16 protein-coding genes are annotated in these 24,403 nt (G+C 69.2%); all 16 read left to right on the top strand.

Annotated features, from left to right (window positions below):
* Positions 1 to 6: 6 nt before the first annotated feature.
* Positions 7 to 1,332 carry an MCE family protein gene (locus tag Athai_RS26630; RefSeq protein ID WP_203964029.1) on the top strand — a complete coding sequence of 442 codons (1,326 nt, stop codon included), beginning with the start codon at positions 7 to 9 and terminating at the stop codon, positions 1,330 to 1,332.
* Between the two features lie 43 nt (positions 1,333 to 1,375).
* Entirely contained in the window at positions 1,376 to 2,440 is a 1,065-nt protein-coding gene (locus Athai_RS26625) for an MCE family protein (protein ID WP_203964028.1), read from the top strand.
* The gene (locus tag Athai_RS26620; RefSeq protein ID WP_239157182.1) at positions 2,437 to 3,636 is read left to right on the top strand and encodes an MCE family protein; all 1,200 of its coding nucleotides are present in this window, start codon (positions 2,437 to 2,439) and stop codon (positions 3,634 to 3,636) included. The genes Athai_RS26625 and Athai_RS26620 overlap by 4 nt, the downstream gene beginning before the upstream one ends.
* Before the next feature lie 5 nt (positions 3,637 to 3,641).
* The gene (locus Athai_RS26615) at positions 3,642 to 4,961 is read left to right on the top strand and encodes an MCE family protein (RefSeq protein WP_203964027.1); all 1,320 of its coding nucleotides are present in this window, start codon (positions 3,642 to 3,644) and stop codon (positions 4,959 to 4,961) included.
* Positions 4,958 to 6,145 (top strand): MCE family protein, encoded by a 1,188-nt coding sequence (locus tag Athai_RS26610; protein ID WP_203964026.1) that lies wholly within the window; start codon positions 4,958 to 4,960, stop codon positions 6,143 to 6,145. The genes Athai_RS26615 and Athai_RS26610 overlap by 4 nt, the downstream gene beginning before the upstream one ends.
* A complete protein-coding gene (locus tag Athai_RS26605) occupies positions 6,142 to 7,461 on the top strand; it encodes an MCE family protein (protein ID WP_203964025.1) in 1,320 nt (439 codons plus the stop codon). Before Athai_RS26610 ends, Athai_RS26605 begins: the two co-directional genes overlap by 4 nt.
* A gap of 22 nt (positions 7,462 to 7,483) precedes the next feature.
* Positions 7,484 to 8,299: a hypothetical protein gene (locus Athai_RS26600; RefSeq protein WP_203964024.1), complete on the top strand. Its 816-nt coding sequence runs from the start codon at positions 7,484 to 7,486 to the stop codon at positions 8,297 to 8,299.
* A 33-nt stretch (positions 8,300 to 8,332) separates the two neighbouring features.
* Positions 8,333 to 9,487: a flagellar basal body-associated FliL family protein gene (locus Athai_RS26595; RefSeq protein ID WP_203964023.1), complete on the top strand. Its 1,155-nt coding sequence runs from the start codon at positions 8,333 to 8,335 to the stop codon at positions 9,485 to 9,487.
* Positions 9,488 to 9,915: 428 nt separating this feature from the next.
* The gene (gene rpoB, locus Athai_RS26590) at positions 9,916 to 13,344 is read left to right on the top strand and encodes a DNA-directed RNA polymerase subunit beta (protein WP_203964022.1); all 3,429 of its coding nucleotides are present in this window, start codon (positions 9,916 to 9,918) and stop codon (positions 13,342 to 13,344) included.
* 112 nt (positions 13,345 to 13,456) lie between these two features.
* Positions 13,457 to 17,347 carry a DNA-directed RNA polymerase subunit beta' gene (locus tag Athai_RS26585; RefSeq protein WP_203964021.1) on the top strand — a complete coding sequence of 1,297 codons (3,891 nt, stop codon included), beginning with the start codon at positions 13,457 to 13,459 and terminating at the stop codon, positions 17,345 to 17,347.
* 382 nt (positions 17,348 to 17,729) lie between these two features.
* Positions 17,730 to 18,113, top strand: coding sequence for a hypothetical protein (locus Athai_RS26580; RefSeq protein ID WP_239157181.1), 384 nt, complete (start codon positions 17,730 to 17,732; stop codon positions 18,111 to 18,113).
* A 366-nt stretch (positions 18,114 to 18,479) separates the two neighbouring features.
* Positions 18,480 to 19,223, top strand: a complete 744-nt coding sequence (locus Athai_RS26575) for a DUF4190 domain-containing protein (RefSeq protein WP_203964020.1) — start codon at positions 18,480 to 18,482, stop codon at positions 19,221 to 19,223.
* 581 nt (positions 19,224 to 19,804) lie between these two features.
* Entirely contained in the window at positions 19,805 to 20,179 is a 375-nt protein-coding gene (rpsL, locus tag Athai_RS26570; protein ID WP_030446756.1) for a 30S ribosomal protein S12, read from the top strand.
* Between the two features lies 1 nt (position 20,180).
* The gene (rpsG, locus tag Athai_RS26565) at positions 20,181 to 20,651 is read left to right on the top strand and encodes a 30S ribosomal protein S7 (RefSeq protein WP_030446757.1); all 471 of its coding nucleotides are present in this window, start codon (positions 20,181 to 20,183) and stop codon (positions 20,649 to 20,651) included.
* Positions 20,652 to 20,702: 51 nt separating this feature from the next.
* A complete protein-coding gene (gene fusA, locus Athai_RS26560) occupies positions 20,703 to 22,805 on the top strand; it encodes an elongation factor G (RefSeq protein ID WP_203964019.1) in 2,103 nt (700 codons plus the stop codon).
* A 130-nt stretch (positions 22,806 to 22,935) separates the two neighbouring features.
* Entirely contained in the window at positions 22,936 to 24,129 is a 1,194-nt protein-coding gene (tuf, locus tag Athai_RS26555) for an elongation factor Tu (protein ID WP_203964018.1), read from the top strand.
* The last annotated feature ends 274 nt before the right edge of the window (positions 24,130 to 24,403 follow it).

Below are 24,403 nucleotides of genomic sequence, written 5' to 3'. Positions count from 1 at the left end.
ATGTCGGTGAACAGGGTGTCTGACGGGCTGCGGCGCCGGTTGCTCGGCGTCGGGTTCGTCCTGCTGGTGGCGGTGCTACTCGCCGCGGCGGTCGGTGCCTACCAGAAGGTGTTCACCCCGGCGGTGTGGGTGACGGTGGTCGCCGACCACACCGGGCTGCAGGTGGACCGGAACGCCGACGTGAAGCTGCGCGGCGTCGTCGTCGGCCAGGTACGCGACATCTCCGCGAACGGGCAGCGGGCGAAGCTGCGGCTGGCGCTGGATCCCGGCTCGGTGCCGCGGATCCCGTCGAACGTGACGGCCAGGATGCTGCCGAAGACGCTGTTCGGCGAGAAGTACGTGTCGCTGGACGCGCCGGCTCGGCCGTCCGGTCACGCGATCACCGCCGGTACGGTCGTGCACCAGGACCGCTCGGCGCAGGCGGTGGAGCTGGAGCGGGTGCTCGATCGCGCGCTGCCGCTGCTCAAGGCGGTACCGCCGGAGAAGGTCTCGGCGACGCTGACCGCGCTGGCGGAGGCGCTCCGCGGTCGCGGCGAGGAACTCGGCGACACGCTCGTGACGCTGGACAGGTACCTCAAGACGCTGAACGCGCAGATGCCGACGATCCAGTCCGACATCCGCAAGCTGTCCGACGTGCTGGACACCTACACCGGGGCGTTGCCGGACCTGATGGCGATCCTGCGGAACCTGACGGTGACCTCGTCGACGGTCGCCGAGCAGCGCAGCCAGCTCGCCGCGTTCTGGTCCGACACCACCGGGCTGGCCGACACGGCGACGCCGTTCCTGCAGCGGCACGAGGGCCGGCTGATCCAGCTCGGCCAGGTCAGCCGGCCGCTGCTGGACGTGCTCGCCGAGTACTCGCCGGAGTATCCGTGCCTGACCGCCGGCGCGGTGCGGTTGCAGCAGAACATCGAGGGCGCGTTCGACACCGGCCGGCTGCACATCACCCTGGAGATCACCAAGGACTCCGGCAAGTACGTCGCCGGCGACGAGCCGGCGAACCTGGCCGACACCGGGCCCAACTGCCGCGGCCTGCCGAGCCCGGCGGTGCCGTACCCGGGTGGCACGGTCGCGGACGGTTACCAGCACGGCGTGTCGCACCCGGGCGGCCTGCTCAGCGGCGGCGGCGACCCGGGCACCGCGGGGAGTGGCCTGGGTGGCATCGGTGGCGGGTCGGGCGTGGACATGGGCTACGCGGGTACGAGCGCCGAGCAGTCGGTCGTCAACCCGCTGGTGGCGGCGGCGACCGGCCGCAACGTGACCGACCTGGGCGGTATCGACGACCTGCTGTGGGGTCCACTGATGCGCGGATCGGTGGTGAGCGTCAAGTGACCGAAGGAACGCACCGACGCACCGGGCTCGCCGGGGAGCGGCGATGAGCGGCCGGAGCAGCAGCCGGAGCGTGGCGCCGGCGTTGATCAAGCTGATCGTGTTCGCCGTGGTGACGGTGGTGCTGACCGGGCTGCTCGCGACCACGCTCGGCTCGCTGGGCTGGTTCGGCGGGACCCGGTACAACGCCCGGTTCACCGACGTCACGGGCCTGTTGAAGGGCGACGACGTGCGGATCGCCGGGGTCAAGGTGGGCCAGGTCAAGGGCATCTCGCTGGTGCACGGCAAGACCGCGCAGGTGTCCTTCACGGTCGACGACACGGTGCCGATGCCGAAGTCGGTCCGGGCGAAGATCCGGTACCGCAACCTGATCGGCCAGCGCTACGTCGAGCTCACCGAGGGCACCGGGGACAGCGCCACGCTGCCCGCCGGCAGCACCATCCCGCTGTCCCACACCGCGCCGGCGCTCGACCTGACCGCGCTGTTCAACGGGTTCCAGCCGCTGTTCGCCGGGCTGTCGCCGAAGGACGTCAACAAGTTCGCGTACGAGATCATCCAGGTGCTGCAGGGTGAGGGCGGCACGGTGAACGACCTGCTCGCCCGGACCGCGTCGCTGACCAACACGCTGGCCGACCGGGACAAGGTGATCGGCCAGGTGATCGACAACCTGAACAAGGTGCTGGCCACGCTGAACGCCCGGGACGACAAGCTCTCCGACATCATCTCGTCGCTGCAGGACTTCGTGTCCGGGCTGTCCGCCGACCGCAAGAACATCGGTGACTCGATCCAGAGCCTCGGCGACCTCGCCGGTACCACCGCCGATCTGGTCAAGGACGGTCGGCCGGCGCTGAAGGACGACATCAAGCAGCTGCGCTCGCTCGCGACCACGCTGAACGCCAACACCAGCGTGATCGAGGGGACGCTGGCCCGGCTGCCGGTGCGCACCGCGGCGCTGACCCGGACCGCGTCGTACGGGTCCTGGTTCAACTTCTACATGTGCAACTTCGACGGCACCGTCAACGTGCCGGGCATCGGTGACGTGAACCCGGCGACGGTGTCGGCGACCGCCGCCCGCTGTGCCTCGCCGGCGACGAGCGGGGGTGCGAAGTGAAGCCGTTCCGGCAGCGCAACCACCTCGTGATCGGGATGGCCGGAATCGCGGTCGTGGTGCTCGGCGTGCTCGCCGCGTTCAACGCCGACAAGCTGCCGGTGATCGGCGGCGGCGACCGGTACTCGGCGGAGTTCACCGACGCGAGCGGCCTCGCCACCGACAACGAGGTACGCATCGCCGGGGTCAAGGTCGGCAAGGTGACCGGGATCGACCTCACCCACCACGACGGGAAGCCCGCGGTGCGGGTCGACTTCCGGGTCGACCGCGGTGTCTCGTTCGGGACGAAGACCGAGGCGACGATCCGGATCAAGACGGTGCTGGGGCAGAAGTTCCTCGGCCTGGAGCCGGCCGGGCCCGGTTCGATGCGGCCCGGCCAGCAGATCCCGCGCTCGCGCACCTCGTCCCCGTTCGACGTGGTTCAGGCGGTGAACGGGCTGGCCGACACCGTCGACAAGATCGACACGAAGCAGCTGGCGAAGGCGTTCGACACGCTGTCCGCGACGCTGGCGGACACCGCGCCGAACGTGAAGGGCTCGATCCACGGCCTGTCCCGGCTGTCCCGCACGGTGGCCAGCCGCGACGACGCGCTGCGCCAGTTGTTGCGCCGGGCGCGCGGGGTCACCCAGGTGCTGGCCAACCGGGACAAGCAGTTCCAGCAGCTGCTGACCGACGGGAACAAGCTGCTCAAGGAGGTCAAGGCCCGCCGGGACGCGATCCACCAGTTGCTGGTGAGCACCGACGAGCTGGCCAAGCAGCTGTCCGGGCTGGTCGAGGACAACCAGAAGCAGCTCAACCCGGCGCTCAAGCAGCTGCGCCAGGTGGTGCAGGTGTTGCAGAACAACCGCGACAACCTCACCAAGAGCATCCAGAACATGGCGCCGTTCCTGAACGCGTTCACCAACGTGCTGGGCAACGGCCGGTGGTTCGACTCGTACATGGACGCGCTGCTCCAGCCGTACACGGTGGGTGCGCCGCCGGCCCGCCCGCAGGGCGGCGACCGGGCCGGCTCCGCCGCCACCCAGACCGGCAGCGAGAGCACCGGGAGCGGCAAGACCGACCAGGGCGGTTCGGCGAAGCCGAAGGCCACCCCGTCGGCGGGGGCCACACCGTCCGGCGGCGCGTCGCCCGGCGGTACCGGGACGCCGGCGCCCGGCGGCGCACTGTCACCGTCCACGACCGCGAGCCCGGGCAGGTGAGGGCGATGATGGTCCGCAGTCACCGGGACAGCCGTTCGCTGGGGGTGTTCCGCAGCCGGCTCGGGATCGGCCTGGCCGTCGCCGTGGTCGCCGTGCTCGGCACCGCGATCGGCCTGGCGGTGTGGCGGATGGGCCCGCCGCAGAAGACGCTCACCGCCTACTTCAGCCAGTCGGTCGGCATCTACGCCAACTCCGACGTGCGGGTGATGGGCGTCAAGATCGGCCACGTCACCGCGGTCCGACCCGGCGGCCGGACGGTCGCGGTCAGCATGACCTACGACGCCGACTACGAGATCCCGGCGAAGGCCAAGGCGGTCATCGTGCCGCCGAGCATCGTCGGCGACCGGTACGTGCAGCTCACCCCCGGCTATGTCGGCGGCGCGGTGCTGTCCACCGGTGCGGTGCTGCGCGGCGACCGGGCGGTCGTGCCGCTGGAACTCGACGACGTGTACAAGGCGCTGAACAACCTCAGCGTCGCGGTCGGCCCGAACGGCGCCAACAAGAACGGTTCGCTGAACAACCTGATCCGGACCGGCGCGAAGAACCTCAAGGGCAACGGCAAGGACCTCAACCAGACGCTGCGGGACCTGGCCGCCGCGCTGGACACCGTGTCGGACGGCCGGCAGGACCTGTTCGGCACCGTGGTCAACCTGCAGAAGTTCACCACCGCGCTGGCCGAGAGCGACGGCGCGGTCCGCCAGTTCAACAAGCAACTGGCGGACGTCTCGGAACAGCTGTCCAACGAGCGGGACGACCTGGCCGCCGCGCTCAAGGACCTCGGTACCGCGCTGAAGCAGGTCGCGACGTTCGTCAAGACCAACCGCAAGGAACTGTCGGACAACGTGGCCGCGCTCACCGACATCACCGGGGTGCTGGTCAAGCAGCAGAAGTCGATCATCGACGTGCTCGACCTGGCGCCGACCGCGCTGTCCAACCTGAACCTCGCGTACAACGCTCGTTCCGGCACGCTGGACACCCGCGACGACATCATCGGGCCGTACGACCCGGCGTCGTACGTGTGCTCGCTGGTGACCCACCTGGTGCCGGTCAAGCAGGTTCCGGTGGCGTGCTTCGAACTGGCCGCGTTCCTGGCCAAGGCCGGTTCACCGCTGACCACCGAACTCAAGCACCTGCTCAACCTGCTGCCGATCCCGGGGCTGAACCTCGGCGCGATCATCCAGCCGGACCCGGACGGGACCACCGGCGGTACCGACCGGGTCGGCCAGAAGCCGGTCGACGGCGAGACGACGCCGCAGGGCGACGGGTCCGGTGGCGTCGCGTCCGACCCGACCCTCGGCGGCATCCTCGGAGGTGGTGGCAAGTGAGGACGCGCATCCGGCGGCTGCTGCCCGCATTGCTCGGCCTGGTGCTGCTGGCCGGCTGCGGCTCGTCGGGGCTGTCCGGGGTGCAGCTGCCCGGCGGTGCCGGCGGTGACGGCTACCGGCTGACGATCGAGTTCGGCAACGTGCTCGATCTGGTCCCGCAGGCGGCCGTGAAGAGCAACGACGTGACCGTCGGCAGCGTCCGGTCGGTGACCCGGAAGGGGTGGCACGCGCAGGTCGAGGTGCAGGTCGACAAGAACGTCGAGCTGCCGGCGAACGCGGTCGCATCGATCCGGCAGACCAGCCTGCTGGGCGAGAAGTTCGTCGACCTGGACGCCCCGACCGACCGGCCGGCGACCGGCCGGCTGCGCGCCGGCGCCACCATCCCGCTGGCCCGGACCAGCCGCAACGTCGAGGCCGAGGAGGTCCTCGGGGCGATGTCGCTGCTGCTCAACGGCGGCAGCCTGGAGAAGCTGAAGACGATCAACGACGAGGTCGCGAAGGTCTTCGACGGCAGGGAACCCGACGTCCGGGACACGTTGAAGCAGCTGGACACGTTCGTCGGCGGCCTGGACGACCAGAAGAAGCAGATCGTGCGCGCGATCAACGCGCTGAACACGTTCTCCCGCCAGGTCGCGAAGCAGAAGACGACGGTGGCGAAGGCGGTCGACGCGCTCGACCCGGGCCTGAAGGTGCTGGACGACCAGAAGAAGCAGCTGATCGACATGCTCGCCGCGGTCAAGAAGCTCGGCACCGTCGGTACCAGGGTGATCAAGGAGAGCCGGCAGGACCTGCTGGCGAACCTGAAGTCGTTGCAGCCGACGCTGACCCAGCTGGTGAAGTCGGGCGACAACCTGCCGAAGTCGGTGGACCAGCTGCTGACCTACCCGTTCCCGCCGAACGTCGGCGGCGCCATCGTCGGCGACTACGTCAACCTGCACCTGACCGTCGACCTCAACGTCACCGACATCCTGTCGAACCTGCTGACCAGTACCCCGGTCGGCGATCAGCAGGGCAAGGTCGCCGACCAGAACGGCCCGGTCCGGGACCCGAACCAGACGGGGTCGAAGTCGACCACCGCGCAACCGGGGCCGACCGACGACAAGGGCCGGCAGCTGCCGGCGGGCGAGTCGAATCCACGGCAGGGCGACCTGCTCAGCATCCTGCTGGGAGGGCTGACCGGATGACTCCGCGCAGCGTCAAGATCAAGGTGCTGGCCTTCGTACTGGTCAGCGTGCTCGGCGTCTGCTACGTCGCGGTCCGCTACGTCGGGGTCGGCGCCGCGCTGCTGGGCAACACGTACGAGCTGGCGGCCGACTTCAGCAACGCCGGCGGCATCTTCACCAACGCCTCGGTCACCTACCGGGGCAGCCCGATCGGCAAGGTCACCTCGGTCGACCTGACCGCCAAGCAGGTCCGGGTGACGATGCGCATCGACCGCGGGGTGCGGATCCCGCGGGATCTGCGCGCCGTGGTCACCGACCGCTCGGCCGTCGGCGAGCAGTACCTGGACCTGCGGCCGAACACCGCCTCCGGCCCGTACCTGGCGCCCGGCGACGTGATCCCGGCGAGCCGGACCGGGATTCCGCTGCCGACCGAGACGCTGCTGGCCAACCTGGACAAGCTGGTCAGCTCCGTCGACACCAAGGACCTGCAGGTCGTGGTGAACGAGCTCGGCGCGGCGTTCCAGGGCAGCGAGGGGTCGCTGCAGCAGATCATCGACTCCAGCGACAAGATCCTCGCCACCGCGAACCAGGATCTGCCGCAGACCGTCAAGCTGCTGCAGGACGGCCAGACCGTGCTGACCACCCAGCAGGCCAGTGCGGCCGAGATCCGCCGCTGGGCCAAGGGACTCGCCGACCTGACCCACACCCTGCGCACCTCCGACGCCGACCTGCGGAAGGTGATCGCGAACGCGCCGCCCGCGGCGAAGCAGGTGTCCGGTCTGCTGCGCGACGTCGACCCGAACATCGGGATGCTGCTCGGCAACCTGATCACGGTCGGTGGCATCGCGACCCGGCGGCTGCCCGGCATCAAGCAGATCCTGGTGGTGTACCCGCTGGACATCGCCGGCGGTTTCACCGTGACGCCGGGCGACGGTACCGCCCACTTCGGCCTGGTACTCGACGTCGACGACCCGGCGCCCTGCCAGTACATCCGGACCGGGGTGAAGGTGGCCTGCACCAACTCCGAGCGGGCCAGCGGCTCGGAGGTACGCGGCAGCCAGAACACGCCGCGGCCCACCGGCCCGGAAATCACCCCGGTACCCGAAGGGGCCGGCTCGCTGCCGTCCACCGGTTCGACGTCCGGTTCGGGCGACACCGGGTCGGTCGACGGCGCCACCGCGAAGCCCGGTGCCGATCTGGCCGGGTACGACCCGTCGACCGGGCTGGTGCTCGGGCCGGACGGGCAGCCACTACAGTTCGGCGGCACCGGCGGCCAGTACCAGTTGGCCGGCGACCAGTCCTGGAAGCAGTTGCTGCTCACGGGGCTGGAATCGTGATCGGAACGGAGCGCACCAAGCGATGAGCAAGCCCTCGACGTCGACGACGTCGGCCAGCCGGGACACGCCGACCACGTCGGCGGGCCGGGGCACGACGAAGTCGACCACCTCCGGATCGGCCAAGGGCAACTCGACCAAGGGCAAGGGTGCGCCACCGACCGGGGGCGAGACCGGCGGCGAGCGCGGGTCGGCGGAGTCGACCGAGCGGGAGCCGGTGGCCGCCCGGGGCGGTTCGGCGGGCACCAAGCGCGGCTCCGACGCGGGGCGGCGGGGGTCGGACGCAGCGACCGGCGCCGCGGGGGCGCGCCGGAAGCCGTGGCAGCCGGTCGGCGCGGTGGTCGGCCGAGCCTGGCGGTCGCTGGCCGCGACCCGCGTTGCCGTCGCCGTGCTGGCGGTGATCCTCGCCGGTGCGCTCGGCGCCGGCGGCTACGCCGGTTGGCGGCACTACCAGCATCGCCAGGACGAGAAGGCCCGCAAAGCGGCGGTGTCGGCGGCGGAGACCACGGTCAGCAACTTCATGAGCATCAGCACCAAGACCGTCGACCACGACCTGAAGCGGGTGTTGACCGGGGCGACCGGTGACTTCAGGACCCAGTTCAAGAACGGCATGGGGCAGACGAAGACCGCGGTGGTGGAGAACAAGGTCACCTCGAAGGCGCACGTCAAGTGGGCCGGGGTCGTCACCAGCAAGCGCCGGTCGGCGACGGTGCTGGTGGCGATGGACGCCACCGTGAAGAACACGAACGCGCCGAAGGGGAGGCTCGCGCACTACCGGGTCAAGGTGACCATGGCCGAACAGAACGGCCGTTGGCTGGTGTCCGAGCTCCAGTTCGTCTGATCAACCGCTGCACGCTACGGAGGATGTCCCGCGATGGCTCGTTTCATCCCACGGACGCTGCGCGGCCAGATGCCGGCCAAGGGCGGCACGCCGCGCCGCCCGGCCCGCCCCCGGTCCGGCTCGCCTCGTAGCCAGCCGCCCCGCGCCGGCACCGACGACCAGCAGTACGACGAGCCGCCGGCACCGGCCGCCGAACGGGGTGCGGACGAGCCGTTCCACATCGACCCGATCGCCGTGGAGCCGGTCGATTCCGAGCCCGGTACCGATCGGGCCGGGAACCGCGACAACGCTGACGCGGGGTCCTCGGCCGGGCGCGACGCCGCACGCCGGCCGAGCCCACGGCCGCGCCCGGGCGCGTCGGCGTCGTCGGAGGAGTCCACCGGCGAGGCGCGGTCGCGTCGGCGCCGGCCGTCCCCGCGGCCGAAGCCGTCCCCGCGGCCGTACGCCGCGGACGACGCGGGTGATGCGGACCGGGACGCCGGGGTGGTCGCGGACCCCGGTGCGGGGTCGAAGACCGGGAAGGCGAAGCCGAGCCGGCCGCCGGTGAAGGCACCGGCCCGGCTGGGCGCAGGCGCCCGTGGCGGGAAGACGTCGGGCGCCGGCAAGTCCGGGAAGGCCGGCAGGTCCGGCCCGGCCGGCAAGCCCGGCGGCCGCGCCGGCAAGGCGGGCAAGGCAGCGCTGGCGCGTCGACGTCGTGCGGAACGCGCACTCGAGCGCACCCACCGGGCGATCGTGATCGTCGGTGTTCTCGCGGTGCTGGCGCTCGCCGCCGGTGGTGGCGCCTGGTGGCTGCACCTGCGTGACGACGCGGTCGAGCAGGCGCGGGACGACGCGGTGTCCGCGGCGCAGGCCGCCGCGCCAGCGCTCCTGTCGTACGACTACCGCACCTTCGACGCGAGCGTGCGGCGGGCCAAGCCGTACCTGGGTGGCAGCTTCGCGAAGAAGTACGCCAAGACGACGGCGTCGCTGAAGAAGTACGCGGTGAAGCAGAAGGCGATCCTGACCGCGCGGGTGTCGGCGACCAGCGTGGTGTCCGCGCAGGCCGACCGGGTCGTGTTGCTGCTCTACGTCGACCAGTACAAGCAGAACACGACGATCACCGGCCAGAAGGTCGACCAGAACCGGGTCGTGCTGACCATGACTCCGATGGCCGGCAAGTGGAAGGTGACGAAGGTCACTGCGATCTGATGGCGGTTCCGGCCACGGTCGGGGGTGAGTTGTGATTGCAGTCGGCTTTCGCCGCTCTACCGACGGTTGTCTGGTTCGCCGATTCGGGTTTCCGGGCATGTTGACCGCGTGCCAGCCCTTGACGACCCAGTGGTATCCAGGCACGCTGATCCCTAGCTGCCTCTGCATCGCGCGGAAGCCGGCCGAACGAGAGTTGGTGTTGTGCTCGGAGGCGTCTCCTCCAGGGCGCGGTTGGCGCCAGCCGCGGCCTGGCCTGGACAGCGGTGGGCCGTTCGGCTACACTGCTAGTTTGCGCTGCCTTCCAACTTCGAGCTCGCCGAAATTGTCTGATTGACCCTGTCTTGGGGCCCCATTTGGGCGGTTTTTGGGGAGTCGTTTGGGGTGCGCGCGAAACGGCCGTCGCTGACAGGTCCTCGGAAGGACGCATCTTGGCAGCTTCCCGCCCTGCGAAGACCCTGACCACGAGTGCATACGCTCCCCGCCGAGTCTCCTTCGGCAGGATCACCGAACACCTTGAGGTGCCCAACCTCCTTGCCATCCAGACCGAGTCGTTCGACTGGCTGGTGGGCAACGAGGCTTGGCGTGCCCGCAGTGCCGATGACTCCGCCGCACGGAGTGGACTCGCGGAGATCCTGGAGGAGATCAGTCCGATCGAGGACTTCTCCGGCACTATGTCGCTTTCCTTCTCGAACCCACGGTTCGACGAGGTGAAGGCGTCGATCGAAGAATGTAAGGAGAAGGACCTCACCTACTGCGCGCCGCTGTTCGTCACCGCGGAGTTCATCAACCACACGACTGGCGAGATCAAGAGCCAGACCGTGTTCATGGGTGACTTCCCGATGATGACGAGCAAGGGCACGTTCATCGTCAATGGCACCGAGCGTGTCGTCGTGTCCCAGTTGGTCCGTTCGCCGGGTGTCTACTTCGACAAGCAGCCCGACAAGACGTCCGACCGTGATGTCTCCAGCGTGAAGGTCATCCCGAGCCGGGGTGCCTGGCTGGAGTTCGACATCGACAAGCGCGACACCGCCGGTGTGCGCATCGACCGCAAGCGTCGCCAGGCCGTCACCGTCCTGCTCAAGGCCATCGGTTGGACCAACGAGCAGATCCGGGAACGGTTCAGCTGGTCCGAGATCATGCTGGCCACCCTGGAGAAGGACCACATCGGCAGCCAGGACGAGGCGCTGCTGGACATCTACCGCAAGCTGCGGCCGGGCGAGCCGCCGACGCGGGAGAACGCGCAGACCCTGCTGGACAACCTCTTCTTCAACCCGAAGCGATACGACCTGGCCAAGGTCGGTCGCTACAAGGTGAACAAGAAGCTGGAACTCGACGCCCCCGTCACCACCGGCGTGCTGACCGAGGACGACGTCGTCTCCACGATCGAATACCTGTGCCGCCTGCACACCGGCGAGGACGGGTACGACGCGGACGACATCGACCACTTCGGCAACCGCCGGCTGCGCACCGTCGGTGAGCTCATCCAGAACCAGGTCCGTGTCGGCCTGTCCCGGATGGAGCGGGTCGTGCGGGAGCGGATGACCACGCAGGACGTCGAGGCGATCACGCCGCAGACCCTGATCAACATCCGGCCCGTGGTGGCCGCGATCAAGGAGTTCTTCGGCACCAGCCAGCTCTCCCAGTTCATGGACCAGGCCAACCCGCTCACGGGTCTGACCCACCGCCGGCGGCTGTCGGCGCTGGGCCCGGGCGGCCTGTCCCGGGACCGGGCGGGCATGGAGGTCCGTGACGTCCACCCGTCGCACTACGGCCGGATGTGCCCGATCGAGACGCCGGAAGGCCCGAACATCGGCCTGATCGGCGCGCTGTCCGCGTTCGCGCGGGTCAACGCGTTCGGTTTCATCGAGACGCCGTACCGGAAGGTGACCGACGGCAAGGTCTCCGACGACGTGCAGTACCTGACCGCCGACGAGGAGGACAGGTACGTCATCGCGCAGGCCAACGCGCCGCTGGCGGAGGACGGTTCGTTCACCGAGAGCACCGTGCTGGTCCGCCGTAAGGGCGGCGAGTTCGAGGCCGTCGCGCCGGGTGTCGTCGACTACATCGACGTCTCGCCGCGGCAGATGGTCTCCGTCGCCACCGCGATGATCCCGTTCCTGGAGCACGACGACGCGAACCGCGCCCTGATGGGTGCGAACATGCAGCGCCAGGCGGTGCCGCTGATCAAGGCGGAGTCGCCGTTCGTCGGCACCGGAATGGAGTACCGCGCCGCGGTCGACGCCGGTGACGTCGTCGTCGCCGAGGAGCCCGGTGTCGTCGAGGACCTGTGCGCCGACTACGTGACGGTGCACCAGGACGACGGCCACCGCCGCACCTACCTGCTGCACAAGTTCCGCCGCTCCAACGCCGGTACCTGCATCAACCAGAGCCCGGTGGTGAACGAGGGGCAGCGGGTCGAGGCGGGCCAGGTGATCGCCGACGGGCCGTGCACCGACGAAGGTGAGATGGCGCTCGGCAAGAACCTGCTGGTCGCGTTCATGCCGTGGGAGGGCTACAACTACGAGGACGCGATCATCCTCTCGCAGCGCATCGTGCAGGAGGACGTGCTCTCCTCGATTCACATCGAGGAGCACGAGGTCGACGCCCGCGACACCAAGCTGGGTCCGGAGGAGATCACCCGGGACATCCCGAACGTCTCCGAGGAGATGCTGGCCGACCTCGACGAGCGGGGCATCATCCGCATCGGTGCCGAGGTCCGGGACGGCGACATCCTGGTCGGCAAGGTCACCCCGAAGGGCGAGACCGAGCTGACCCCGGAGGAGCGGCTGCTGCGCGCGATCTTCGGTGAGAAGGCCCGGGAGGTCCGGGACACCTCGCTGAAGGTGCCGCACGGCGAGTCCGGCACGGTGATCGGGGTCCGCACGTTCAGCCGGGAGGACGGCGACGAGCTGTCCCCGGGCGTGAACGAGCTGGTCCGGGTGTACGTCGCCCAGAAGCGCAAGATCCAGGACGGCGACAAGCTCGCCGGGCGCCACGGCAACAAGGGCGTCATCTCCAAGATCCTGCCGCTGGAGGACATGCCGTTCCTGGAGGACGGCACCCCGGTCGACATCGTGCTGAACCCGCTCGGCGTGCCGAGCCGGATGAACGTCGGACAGGTGTTGGAGACCCACCTCGGCTGGCTGGCCAAGAACGGCTGGAAGCTGAAGGTCGACGACACCCCGTGGAAGCAGTCGCTCGCCTCGATCGGCGCCGACTCGTCCGAGCCGGACACGAACCTGGCCACGCCGGTGTTCGACGGCGCGCACGAGGAGGAGATCGCCGGCATGCTGGAGGCGTCGCTCCCGAACCGGGACGGCACCCAGCTGATCGGGCGAACCGGCAAGGCGAAGCTGTTCGACGGTCGTTCCGGCGAGCCGTTCCCGTCGCCGATCGCGGTCGGCTACATGTACATCATCAAGCTGAACCACCTGGTGGACGACAAGATCCACGCCCGCTCCACCGGCCCGTACTCGATGATCACCCAGCAGCCGCTGGGTGGTAAGGCGCAGTTCGGTGGCCAGCGGTTCGGCGAGATGGAGTGCTGGGCCATGCAGGCCTACGGCGCGGCCTACGCGCTGCAGGAGCTGCTGACGATCAAGTCCGACGACGTGGTCGGCCGCGTCAAGGTCTACGAGGCGATCGTCAAGGGCGAGAACATCCCCGAACCGGGCATCCCGGAGTCGTTCAAGGTCCTGCTCAAGGAGCTGCAGTCGCTGTGCCTCAACGTCGAGGTGCTGTCCAGCGACGGAAGCACCCTGGAGATGAAGGACAGCGACGACGAGGTGTTCCGCGCCGCGGAAGAACTCGGTATCGACCTGTCCCGGCACGAGCCGAGCAGCGTCGAAGAGGTCTGAGTGGTTGTACCGGGGCGCTCCGGCGCCCCGGTATCCCGACGACAGCGGCCGATACCACCGGCCGGGCGGCGTGCACACCGTCCGGCCACAACCCAAAGGGGACTGACCACAAGTGCTCGACGTGAACTTCTTCGACGAGCTGCGGATCGGCCTGGCCAGCGCCGACGATATTCGGCAGTGGTCGCATGGCGAGGTCAAGAAGCCCGAGACGATCAACTACCGCACCCTGAAGCCGGAGAAGGACGGGCTCTTCTGCGAGAAGATCTTCGGCCCCACCCGTGACTGGGAGTGCTACTGCGGCAAGTACAAGCGCGTCCGGTTCAAGGGCATCATCTGTGAACGCTGCGGCGTCGAGGTGACTCGCGCCAAGGTGCGCCGGGAGCGGATGGGCCACATCGAGCTGGCCGCGTCCGTGACGCACATCTGGTACTTCAAGGGCGTGCCGAGCCGGCTGGGCTACCTGCTGGACATCGCGCCGAAGGACCTCGAGAAGATCATCTACTTCGCCGCGTACGTGGTGACGCAGGTGGACGCCGAGGCCCGGCACCGTGACCTGCCGACCATCGAGTCGGAGATCGGTGCGGAGAAGCGCCAGCTGGAGAACCGCCGCGACGCCGACGTGGACGCCCGCGCCAAGAAGCTCGAGACCGATCTGGCCGAGCTGGAGGCCGAGGGCGCCAAGAGCGACGTCCGGCGCAAGGTCAAGGAGTCCGGCGAGCGCGAGATGCGCCAGATCCGGGACCGTGCGCAGCGGGAGATCGACCGGCTCGACGAGGTCATGGAGACCTTCCGCAAGCTGGAGCCCAAGCAGCTGGTCCCGGACGAGCTGCTCTACCGCGAACTGCGGGACCGCTTCGGGGAGTACTTCGAGGGCGGCATGGGCGCCGAGGCGATCAAGGCGCTGCTGGAGAACCTGAACCTGGACGCCGAGTCCGAGAACCTGCGCGAGACCATCCGGTCCGGCAAGGGGCAGCGGAAGATCCGGGCGCTGAAGCGGCTGAAGGTCGTGGCGGCGTTCCAGACCACCCGCAACTCGCCGCTGGGCATGGTGCTCGACTGCGTTCCGGTGATCCCGCCGGATCTGCGGCCGATGGTGCAGCTGGACGGTGGCCGGTTCGCCACCTCCGACCTGAACGACCTGTACCGCCGCGTGATCAACCGGAACAACCGGCTCAAGCGGCTGATCGACCTCGGTGCGCCCGAGATCATCGTCAACAACGAGAAGCGGATGCTGCAGGAGGCCGTCGACGCGCTGTTCGACAACGGCCGCCGCGGTCGCCCGGTCACCGGTCCCGGTAACCGGCCGCTGAAGTCGCTGTCCGACATGCTCAAGGGCAAGCAGGGCCGGTTCCGGCAGAACCTGCTGGGCAAGCGCGTCGACTACTCCGGCCGTTCGGTCATCGTGGTCGGCCCGCGGCTCAAGCTGCACCAGTGCGGCCTGCCGCGGTACATGGCGCTGGAGCTGTTCAAGCCGTTCGTGATGAAGCGCCTGGTCGACCTGAACCACGCGCAGAACATCAAGTCGGCGAAGCGGATGGTCGAGCGTGGCCGCACCGCGGTGTGGGATGTCCTGGAAGAGGTCATCTCGGAGCACCCGGTGCTGCTGAACCGTGCTCCGACCCTGCACCGGCTCGGCATCCAGGCGTTCGAGCCGCAGCTGATCGAGGGCAAGGCGATCCAGCTGCACCCGCTGGTGTGTGCCGCGTTCAACGCCGACTTCGACGGCGACCAGATGGCGGTGCACGTGCCGCTGTCGACCGAGGCGCAGGCCGAGGCCCGCATCCTGATGCTGTCCTCGAACAACATCCTGAAGCCCTCGGACGGCAAGCCGGTCACGATGCCGTCGCACGAGATGATCATCGGGCTGTACCACCTGACCCACCGCAACGAGGGTGGCAAGGGTGAGGGCCGGGTGTTCGGTTCGCCGGCCGAGGCGCAGATGGCGTTCGACGCGGGTGAGTTGGACCTGCAGGCGCCGGTCCGGATCCGGCTGACCGGGGTCACCTCGGTGAGCAACGGTGCCGGGGCCGAGCCGTGGCAGGCGCCGGAGGGCTGGCAGCCGGGCGACCGGGTGCTGCTCGACACGACGCTGGGCCGGGTGCTGTTCAACGAGGCGCTGCCGGAGGACTACTCGTTCGTCAACTACGAGGTCCGCAAGGGTCAGCTCTCGGCGATCATCAACGATCTGGCCGAGCGGGCTCCGAAGGTGCTGCTGGCGGCGACGCTGGACGCGCTGAAGGAGGCCGGGTACCACTGGGCCACCTGGTCCGGGCTGACCATCGGCATCGCCGACGTGGTCGACCCGCCGCACAAGAAGGCGATCCTGGAGCGGTACGAGTCGGACGCCGCGCAGGTGGACAAGCAGTACCAGCGTGGTCTGATGACCGCCGAGGAGCGCCGCGGCGAGCTGATCGAGATCTGGACCAAGGCGACCAACGAGGTCACCAAGGACATGGAGGACGCGCTTCCGCAGGCGAACGCGCTGTGGAAGATGATCAACTCCGGTGCCCGCGGCAACATGCTGCAGCTCCGGCAGATCGCGGCCATCCGTGGCCTGGTGGCCAACCCGAAGGGCGAGATCATCCCGCGGCCGATCAAGTCGAGCTACCGCGAGGGTCTCTCCGTGCTGGAGTACTTCATCGCCACGCACGGCGCCCGGAAGGGTCTGGCCGACACCGCGCTGCGGACCGCCGACTCGGGTTACCTGACCCGACGGCTGGTCGACGTCTCGCAGGACGTGATCATCCGCGAGGACGACTGCGGTACCGAGCGGGCCGTGCCGATGACGGTCGCCACCGAGATCGACGGCAAGCTGGTCAAGGACGAGTACGTGGAGACCTCGGTCTTCGCGCGTTCGCTGGCCGAGGACGTGCACGACACCGACGGCAACCTGATCGCCACCCGGAACACCGACGTCGGTGGTCCGCTGGTGGACAAGCTGGTCGCCGGCGGCGTCAAGTCGGTCCGGGTGCGGTCGGTGCTGACCTGTGAGTCGCGGCTCGGGGTCTGCGCGCAGTGCTACGGCCGTTCGCTGCCGACCGGTCAGCTGGTCGACATCGGCGAGGCGGTCGGCATCATCGCGGCCCAGTCCATCGGTGAGCCCGGTACGCAGCTGACCATGCGTACCTTCCACACCGGTGGCGTCGCGGGTGACGACATCACCCAGGGTCTGCCGCGTGTCACCGAGATCTTCGAGGCCCGGGTGCCGAAGGGCAAGGCTCCGATCGCGGAGAAGGCCGGCCGGGTCCGGATCGAGGAGGGGGAGAAGTCGCGCAAGATCATCATCGTGCCGGACGACGGCTCCGATGAGGTCGTGTACGACAAGATCCCGCGGCGTACCAGGCTGCGCAAGCAGGACGGCGAACACGCCGCGGTGGCCGAGAAGCTCACCGAGGGCACCGTGGATCCGCACGAGCTGCTGCGCATCACCAACCGCCGCAACGTGCAGCTGCACACGGTGCAGGAGGTCCAGCAGGTCTACCGGTCGCAGGGTGTGCACATCCACGACAAGCACATCGAGATCATCGTCCGGCAGATGCTCCGCCGGTACATCGTGATCGAGTCCGGTGACACGGAGTTCCTGCCCGGTTCGCCGGTCGAGGCGGCCACCTTCGACGCCGAGGTGCGGCGTCTGGTGGCCGAGGGCGGCCGGCCGGCGTCGGCGCGTCCGGTGCTGATGGGCATCACGAAGGCGTCGCTGGCGACCGAGTCGTGGCTGTCCGCGGCCTCCTTCCAGGAGACCACCCGGGTTCTCACCGAGGCGGCGATCGAGGCGCGCAGCGACTCGCTCATCGGCCTCAAGGAGAACGTCATCATCGGTAAGCTCATCCCGGCCGGTACCGGTATCTCCAAGTACCGCAACATCCGGGTGGAGCCGACCGAGGAGGCGAAGGCCCAGGTGTACTCGATGACCGGGTACGGCGACACCGACTACGGGTTCGGGCCGGCCAGCGGGCAGGCAGTGCCGCTGGACGACTACGACCTCGGCGGGTTCGGCCGCTGACGCGACCCGGGCGGCTCCGGCCGTCGGGTTCGGCTGGTGGTTTCGGCCGCCGGCCAGCGGGACACAGGGCGCGGGCCGTCGGTACCTTCGGGTGCCGGCGGCCCGCGCCGTTTCCCGTTGCCGCCCGCCGTGCGGGCGGGTGCCGGTCCGGCCGCCCTCCGTGGGGCGGTTCGGTCGCCCTCCGTGGGGCGGTTCGGCCGCCCTCCGTGGGGCGGTCCGGTCGAGAGCCACGGGGCCGGCGACGCGTCTCGCGCCGGCTCGGCCACGTTTCGCGGACACCCCGCGCCGCGCCCGGCTGCTGGGTGCCGCTCAGGTTCGCCGGGTACGTTGGGCGCTACGGTGCGGCCGGACTCACACCGACCGCCGAGACAGGGGGATTCGGTTGATTCCAGCAGGTGGTCCGGCGCCGGTCGGCGCCGAGCCGACCACCCCGCGCCGGCACCCGCAGGACCCCGATCCGACCAGGTCGACCAAGGCCGTCGCGGTGGTCTGGCTGGCGGCGATCGGCCTGCTGTTCTCGCCGGTGGTGGCCGGCGCGTTGCCGGCCGGGTTCGCGTTGCTGCTGGCCCGCAGTGCCGAGGCGGAGATGCGCGCCTCGGGTGGTTTCCTCACCGGCGTGGCGCCGCTGCGCATCGGCACCCGGCTGGCTCGGCTGGCGTTGCTGGTGGCGGTCGCGGTGATCGTGGTCGGGATCGTCCTGGCGATCTTCCATCTGGGAGGCTCGGGCGGTGGCACCGGCGTCCGGTACGGCTCGGACGTGAACTGACTTCGTAGTGTTGCCGCGTCAGCTTGGTTCCAGGAAGGAACCGCATGAATGAGCGCCAGCGAGCGAAACATGGGCGTCGTGTCGCCTTTGCGCCTCGCGGGCGTTCCGACGAAGGAGGGACGGCCGTGAGCGCGCGCCAGCGAGCGAATCGGGTGGCGTGCAGCCCTGCGGGCGTTCCGACGAAGGAGGAACAGCCGTGAGTGACCAGTCCGGGCACGGTGACCGCCCCGCCGCGCCGCCGGAACCCGGCTATCTGATCCCCTCCGACGCCGACCGCGGCGTCGACTCGTCGAACGTCCCGCCACCACCGCGGCCGCCCGCCCCGAGCCGCCGCCCGCCGCGCCGGCCAGCGGCCCGGCCTTCACGTTGCCGTCCGCGGAGCCGGAGTCGCCGGTCAGCGCACCGCCGCCGCGGCACTCGGGGGCGGACGAGCCGGCGACCTCGCCCGGTGGCTACGGCGCGGGGGCGACCTCGGGCGCCGGGTCGTACGCGCAGCCCGGCCCGGCGGCGCCCGGTGACTATGCGCCGGACACCCAGACCAGCGCACCGGCCGGGTACGGCCAGCCGTCCGCCCCGGCGTACGGGCAGCCCTCGGCGCCGGGTTACGGCCGCCCGCCGGGCCCGCCGCAGTACGGGCAGCCTCAGCCGCCCGGCTACCCGCCGGCCGGTGGGTACGGCGCGCCACCGCCGGCGGCGGGCTACGGTGCACCGCAGCCGGCCGGGTACGGCGCGCCGCCGCAGCCCGGGCTGCCACCCGGTGGGTACGCGGTGCCGCCACCCACCCCGCAGTACGGTGTGATGTTGCCGGCGAGCAAGCCGCCGAACTCCGGCCTGGCGATCGGTGCGATGGTGGCGGGCATCGCCGGTTGTGCGATCTCGATCACCGGACTGTGCTCGTGGATTCTCAGCGTGCCGGCGATCCTGGCCGGCGGGGCCGGGCTGGTGCTGGGGATCATCGCCCGGAAGAACCTGACCAGCACGTCCGGCCGGACCGAGCAGACCGGCTCCGGGATGGCGATGGCCGGGATCGTCTGCGGTGCGATCGGCGCCGGTCTGGGCCTGATCGGTGTGATCATCTGGGTGATTCTGATCATCGCGTCGTTCAGCTGAGCCGGGTCCGGTGTGTGTCCGGCTCCGGCCGGGCGAGCCAGGTCACGAAGTTCCCGGGGCGGCGTCGGCGGCGTCCGCCCTACCGGTAGGCTGACAGGCCACAACAGATGACGTCGGGCGTCGGCCCAGGCGCGTGGCCGAGATGGCACCCCCGTTTTGACCCTGGTCCAGATGGTGGGTACTCTTGGTCTTCGTGCCTGGGCACTGCCTGGGCTCGTCGCGTGTGCGTCCGTGGTTGGCGTGGTTGCCTCGCCAACCTGTCGGGGCTGATCGGGCCCGACCGACGGGAGCGCCACATGGCGACGTGCGACAAGACTGTGTCAAGTGATTGTGCAGTGCGTCGGTTCGCGAGCGGGCGACACGCCCGACCGCGGGGGTCGGTCATCGGCCACCGAGCTGCGCATCCGTCGGTCGGGAGCCAGCGGCGCCTGCCCGGCGCCACGGACTCGACACGGGCTCACCAGGCACGACACCCCGCAACAAGGCAACACGTAGGACCTTGAAGACTGCACGACCCTGAAGACTCCGATCACTTTCACGATTGGCCCGGCCAGTGATGGCCGAAGGGAGCGAAAGACCCGGTGCCCACGATCCAGCAGCTGGTCCGCAAGGGCCGCCAGGCGAAGACCAGCAAGACCAAGACGCCGGCGCTGAACGGCAGCCCGCAGCGGCGCGGCGTGTGCACGCGTGTGTTCACGACCACGCCGAAGAAGCCGAACTCCGCACTGCGGAAGGTGGCGCGCGTCAAGCTGTCCAGCGGCATCGAGGTGACCGCCTACATCCCGGGCGTCGGCCACAACCTGCAGGAGCACTCCATCGTGCTCGTGCGCGGTGGCCGCGTGAAGGACCTGCCGGGTGTTCGGTACAAGATCATCCGCGGGTCGCTCGACACCCAGGGCGTGCGCAACCGCAAGCAGGCGCGCAGTCGTTACGGCGCGAAGAGGGAGAAGAGCTGACATGCCGCGCAAGGGACCCGCGCCACGTCGTCCGCTGACCCCGGACCCGGTGTACAGCTCGGTGCTCGTCACCCAGCTGGTCAACAAGCTGCTCATCTCGGGCAAGCGCCAGCTGGCCGAGCGGCTTGTCTACGGCGCGCTGGAAGGCGCCCGGGAGAAGTCGGGCACCGATCCGGTCGTGACGCTCAAGCGTGCGCTGGACAACGTGAAGCCCAGCCTGGAGGTCCGCAGCCGCCGCGTCGGTGGCGCGACCTACCAGGTGCCGGTGGAGGTGCGCCCGCAGCGCGCCACCACGCTGGGCCTGCGCTGGCTGATCCAGTACTCCCGCGCCCGGCGCGAGAAGACCATGACCGAGCGGCTGATGAACGAGCTGCTCGACGCCAGCAACGGGCTGGGTGCCGCGGTCAAGCGCCGCGAGGACACCCACAAGATGGCCGAGTCGAACCGCGCGTTCGCGCACTACCGCTGGTAGTGCTCCGCCCGGTCCGCGACACGTGGCGGCCGAACCGCAACGGAGGTAGCAGTGGCTAAAGCTGACGCCGCCCTGGCCCAGCTTCGCAACATCGGCATCATGGCCCACATCGATGCCGGCAAGACGACGACGACCGAGCGGATTCTCTTCTACACCGGCATCACGTACAAGATCGGTGAGGTCCACGAGGGCGCTGCCGTCATGGACTGGATGGAGCAGGAACAGGAACGTGGCATCACGATCACTTCGGCTGCGACGAAGTGTGAGTGGAAGGACCACACCATCCAGATCATCGACACCCCGGGCCACGTCGACTTCACCGTCGAGGTGGAGCGTTCGCTGCGCGTCCTCGACGGTTCGATCGCGGTCTACGACGGTGTCGCCGGTGTCGAGCCGCAGACCGAGAACGTCTGGCGGCAGGCGGACAAGTACCACGTCCCGCGGATGTGCTTCGTCAACAAGCTCGACCGCACCGGCGCGGACTTCTTCCGCTGCGTCGACATGATGGTCGACCGGCTCAACGCGACCCCGTTGGTGCTGCAGATCCCGATCGGGAACGAGGCCGACTTCATCGGCGTCGTCGACCTGATCCGGATGAAGGCGCTGACCTGGCGTGGCGAGACGCAGAAGGGCGAGGACTACGCGGTCGAGGACATCCCCGCCGACCTGCAGGCGAAGGCCGAGGAGTACCGGGAGAAGCTCCTGGAGACCCTGGCCGACGTCGACGACTCGGTGATGGAGAAGTACCTCGAGGGCGAGGAGCTGTCCGAGGCCGAGATCAAGGCCGGCATCCGCCGCGCCACGATCGGCAACAAGGCGAACCCGGTGGTGTGTGGCACGGCGTTCAAGAACAAGGGCGTGCAGCCCATGCTCGACGCCGTGATCGACTACCTGCCGAGCCCGCTGGACGTGCCCGCCATCCAGGGTGTCGCGACCGACGGTGAGACGCCGGTCGAGCGCCACTCCGACGTGAACGAGCCGTTCGCCGCGCTGGCCTTCAAGATCCAGACGGACAAGCACCTCGGCAAGCTCACCTACGTCCGGATCTACTCGGGTTCGGTCGAGGTCGGTTCCCAGGTGGTGAACTCCACCAAGGACAACCGCAAGGAGCGCATCGGCAAGATCTACCAGATGCACTCCAACAAGCGGGAGGAGCGTCCGTCGGCGCGCGCCGGCGACATCGTCGCGGTGCAGGGTCTCAAGCAGACCACCACCGGCGACACGCTCTGCGACCCGGCCAAGCCGGTGATCCTGGAGTCGATGACGTTCCCGGAGCCGGTCATCGACGTGGCGATCGAGCCGAAGTCGAAGGCCGACCAGGAGAAGCTGACCGTCGCGATCCAGCGGTTGGCCGAGGAGGACCCGACCTTCCGGGTGCACACCGACGAGGAGAGCGGCCAGACCGTCATCGGCGGCATGGGCGAGCTCCACCTGGACGTGCTGGTCGACCGCATGCGGCGGGAGTTCAACGTCGAGGCGAACATCGGCAAGCCGCAGGTCGCGTACCGCGAGACCATCAAGAACAAGGTCGAGAACGTCACCTACCTGCACAAGAAGCAGACCGGTGGTTCGGGCCAGTTCGCGAAGGTCGTCGTGAACCTGGAGCCGCTGCCGCTGGACCCCGACTCCCCGACGTACGAGTTCGACAACAAGGTCACTGGTGGCCGGGTGCCGAAGGAGTACATCCCGTCGGTGGACGCCGGTGCCCAGGACGCCATGCAGTACGGCGTGCTGGCCGGGTACCCGCTGGTCGGTGTCAAGCTGACGCTGGTCGACGGTCAGTACCACGAGGTCGACTCGTCCGAGATGGCGTTCAAGATCGCCGGTTCGATGGTGCTGAAGGAGGCGGCACGGCGTGCGAACGCGGTGCTGCTGGAGCCGATGATGGCAGTCGAGGTCACCACGCCCGAGGAGAACATGGGCGACGTGATCGGCGACCTGAACTCGCGGCGCGGCACCATCCAGGCGATGGAGGAGCGTGGCGGTGCGCGGGTCGTGCGAGCCGCGGTCCCGCTGTCCGAGATGTTCGGTTACGTCAACGACCTTCGGTCGAAGACACAGGGCCGGGCGAGCTACTCGATGCAGTTCGACTCGTACGCCGAGGTTCCGAGCAACGTCGCCAAGGAGATCATCGCCAAGGCGACCGGCGAGTGAGGTGTGGCCGCCGAGCCGACGGCTCGGCGGCCCCGCCCTCGCGAATCACATGAAATCGTCCGGCGGCCAGCGTCAGGTGCCCGTACCGGATAGAGGTAAGTAGCAAAGAACAGTCCACAGGAGGACACCAGTGGCGAAGGCGAAGTTCGAGCGGACCAAGCCGCACGTCAACATCGGCACCATCGGTCATATCGACCACGGCAAGACGACGCTGACCGCGGCCATCACAAAGGTCCTGCACGACAAGTACCCGGACCTGAACCCGTACACGCCGTTCGACGAGATCGACAACGCGCCTGAGGAGAAGCAGCGCGGTATCACGATCTCGATCTCGCACGTCGAGTACCAGACCGAGGCGCGGCACTACGCGCACGTCGACTGCCCCGGGCACGCCGACTACATCAAGAACATGATCACCGGTGCCGCCCAGATGGACGGCGCGATCCTGGTGGTCGCGGCGACCGACGGCCCGATGCCGCAGACCCGCGAGCACGTGCTGCTGGCCCGTCAGGTCGGCGTTCCGTACATCGTGGTCGCCCTGAACAAGGCGGACATGGTCGAGGACGAGGAGCTCATGGAGCTCGTCGAGCTCGAGGTTCGCGAGCTGCTGTCGAGCCAGGAGTACCCGGGCGACGACCTGCCGGTCGTGAAGGTCTCCGCGCTGAAGGCGCTGGAGGGCGAGGAGCAGTGGGTGAAGTCGGTCCAGGACCTCATGGAGGCCGTGGACACCTACATCCCTGAGCCGGAGCGCGACATCGACAAGCCGTTCCTGATGCCGATCGAGGACGTCTTCACGATCACCGGCCGCGGCACCGTGGTCACCGGTCGCGCCGAGCGCGGCACGCTGAAGGTGAACGAGGAGGTCGAGATCGTCGGCATCCGCGAGAAGTCGACCAAGACCACCGTCACCAGCGTCGAGATGTTCCGCAAGATCCTCGACGAGGCGCGTGCCGGCGAGAACTGCGGTCTGCTGCTTCGTGGCATCAAGCGCGAGGACGTGGAGCGCGGCCAGGTCGTGGTGAAGCCCGGCACGATCACCCCGCACACCAACTTCGAGTGCCAGGTCTACATCCTGAGCAAGGACGAGGGTGGGCGGCACACGCCGTTCTTCAACAACTACCGGCCGCAGTTCTACTTCCGCACCACGGACGTGACCGGCGTGGTGACCCTCCCCGAGGGCACCGAGATGGTCATGCCCGGTGACAACACCTCGATGTCGGTGGAGCTGATCCAGCCCATCGCCATGGAGGAGGGGCTGAAGCTGGCCATCCGCGAGGGCGGTCGTACCGTCGGCGCCGGCCAGGTCACCAAGATCAACAAGTAACGGCAGGCGGGGTGGCCGGCCCCTCAGGTGGGTCCGGTCACCCCGGTTTCCGTTCGCCGCACTCTGTACGGCATACTAGACAGGTTGCGTCCGCGGGGCGCCTGCTCGTGTGTTCGGCCGGCTGGGCCGGTCTGCCGAGCGAGGGTGCGCCGCACGGCGTGGGGCCAGCGAAGTCGGCCGGTGTCGAAGCCGGGCGGTGCTGTGTCAAGCGTCGAGACCCGCGCACGGGTCGCCGTCAGTCGGCGAGCTGCGGGCAGTGACGTCGAGCAAGATG

This window comes from Actinocatenispora thailandica, from assembly GCF_016865425.1.
GTDB lineage: Bacteria > Actinomycetota > Actinomycetes > Mycobacteriales > Micromonosporaceae > Actinocatenispora > Actinocatenispora thailandica.
This window is presented reverse-complemented; position numbering and strand designations above follow the sequence as displayed.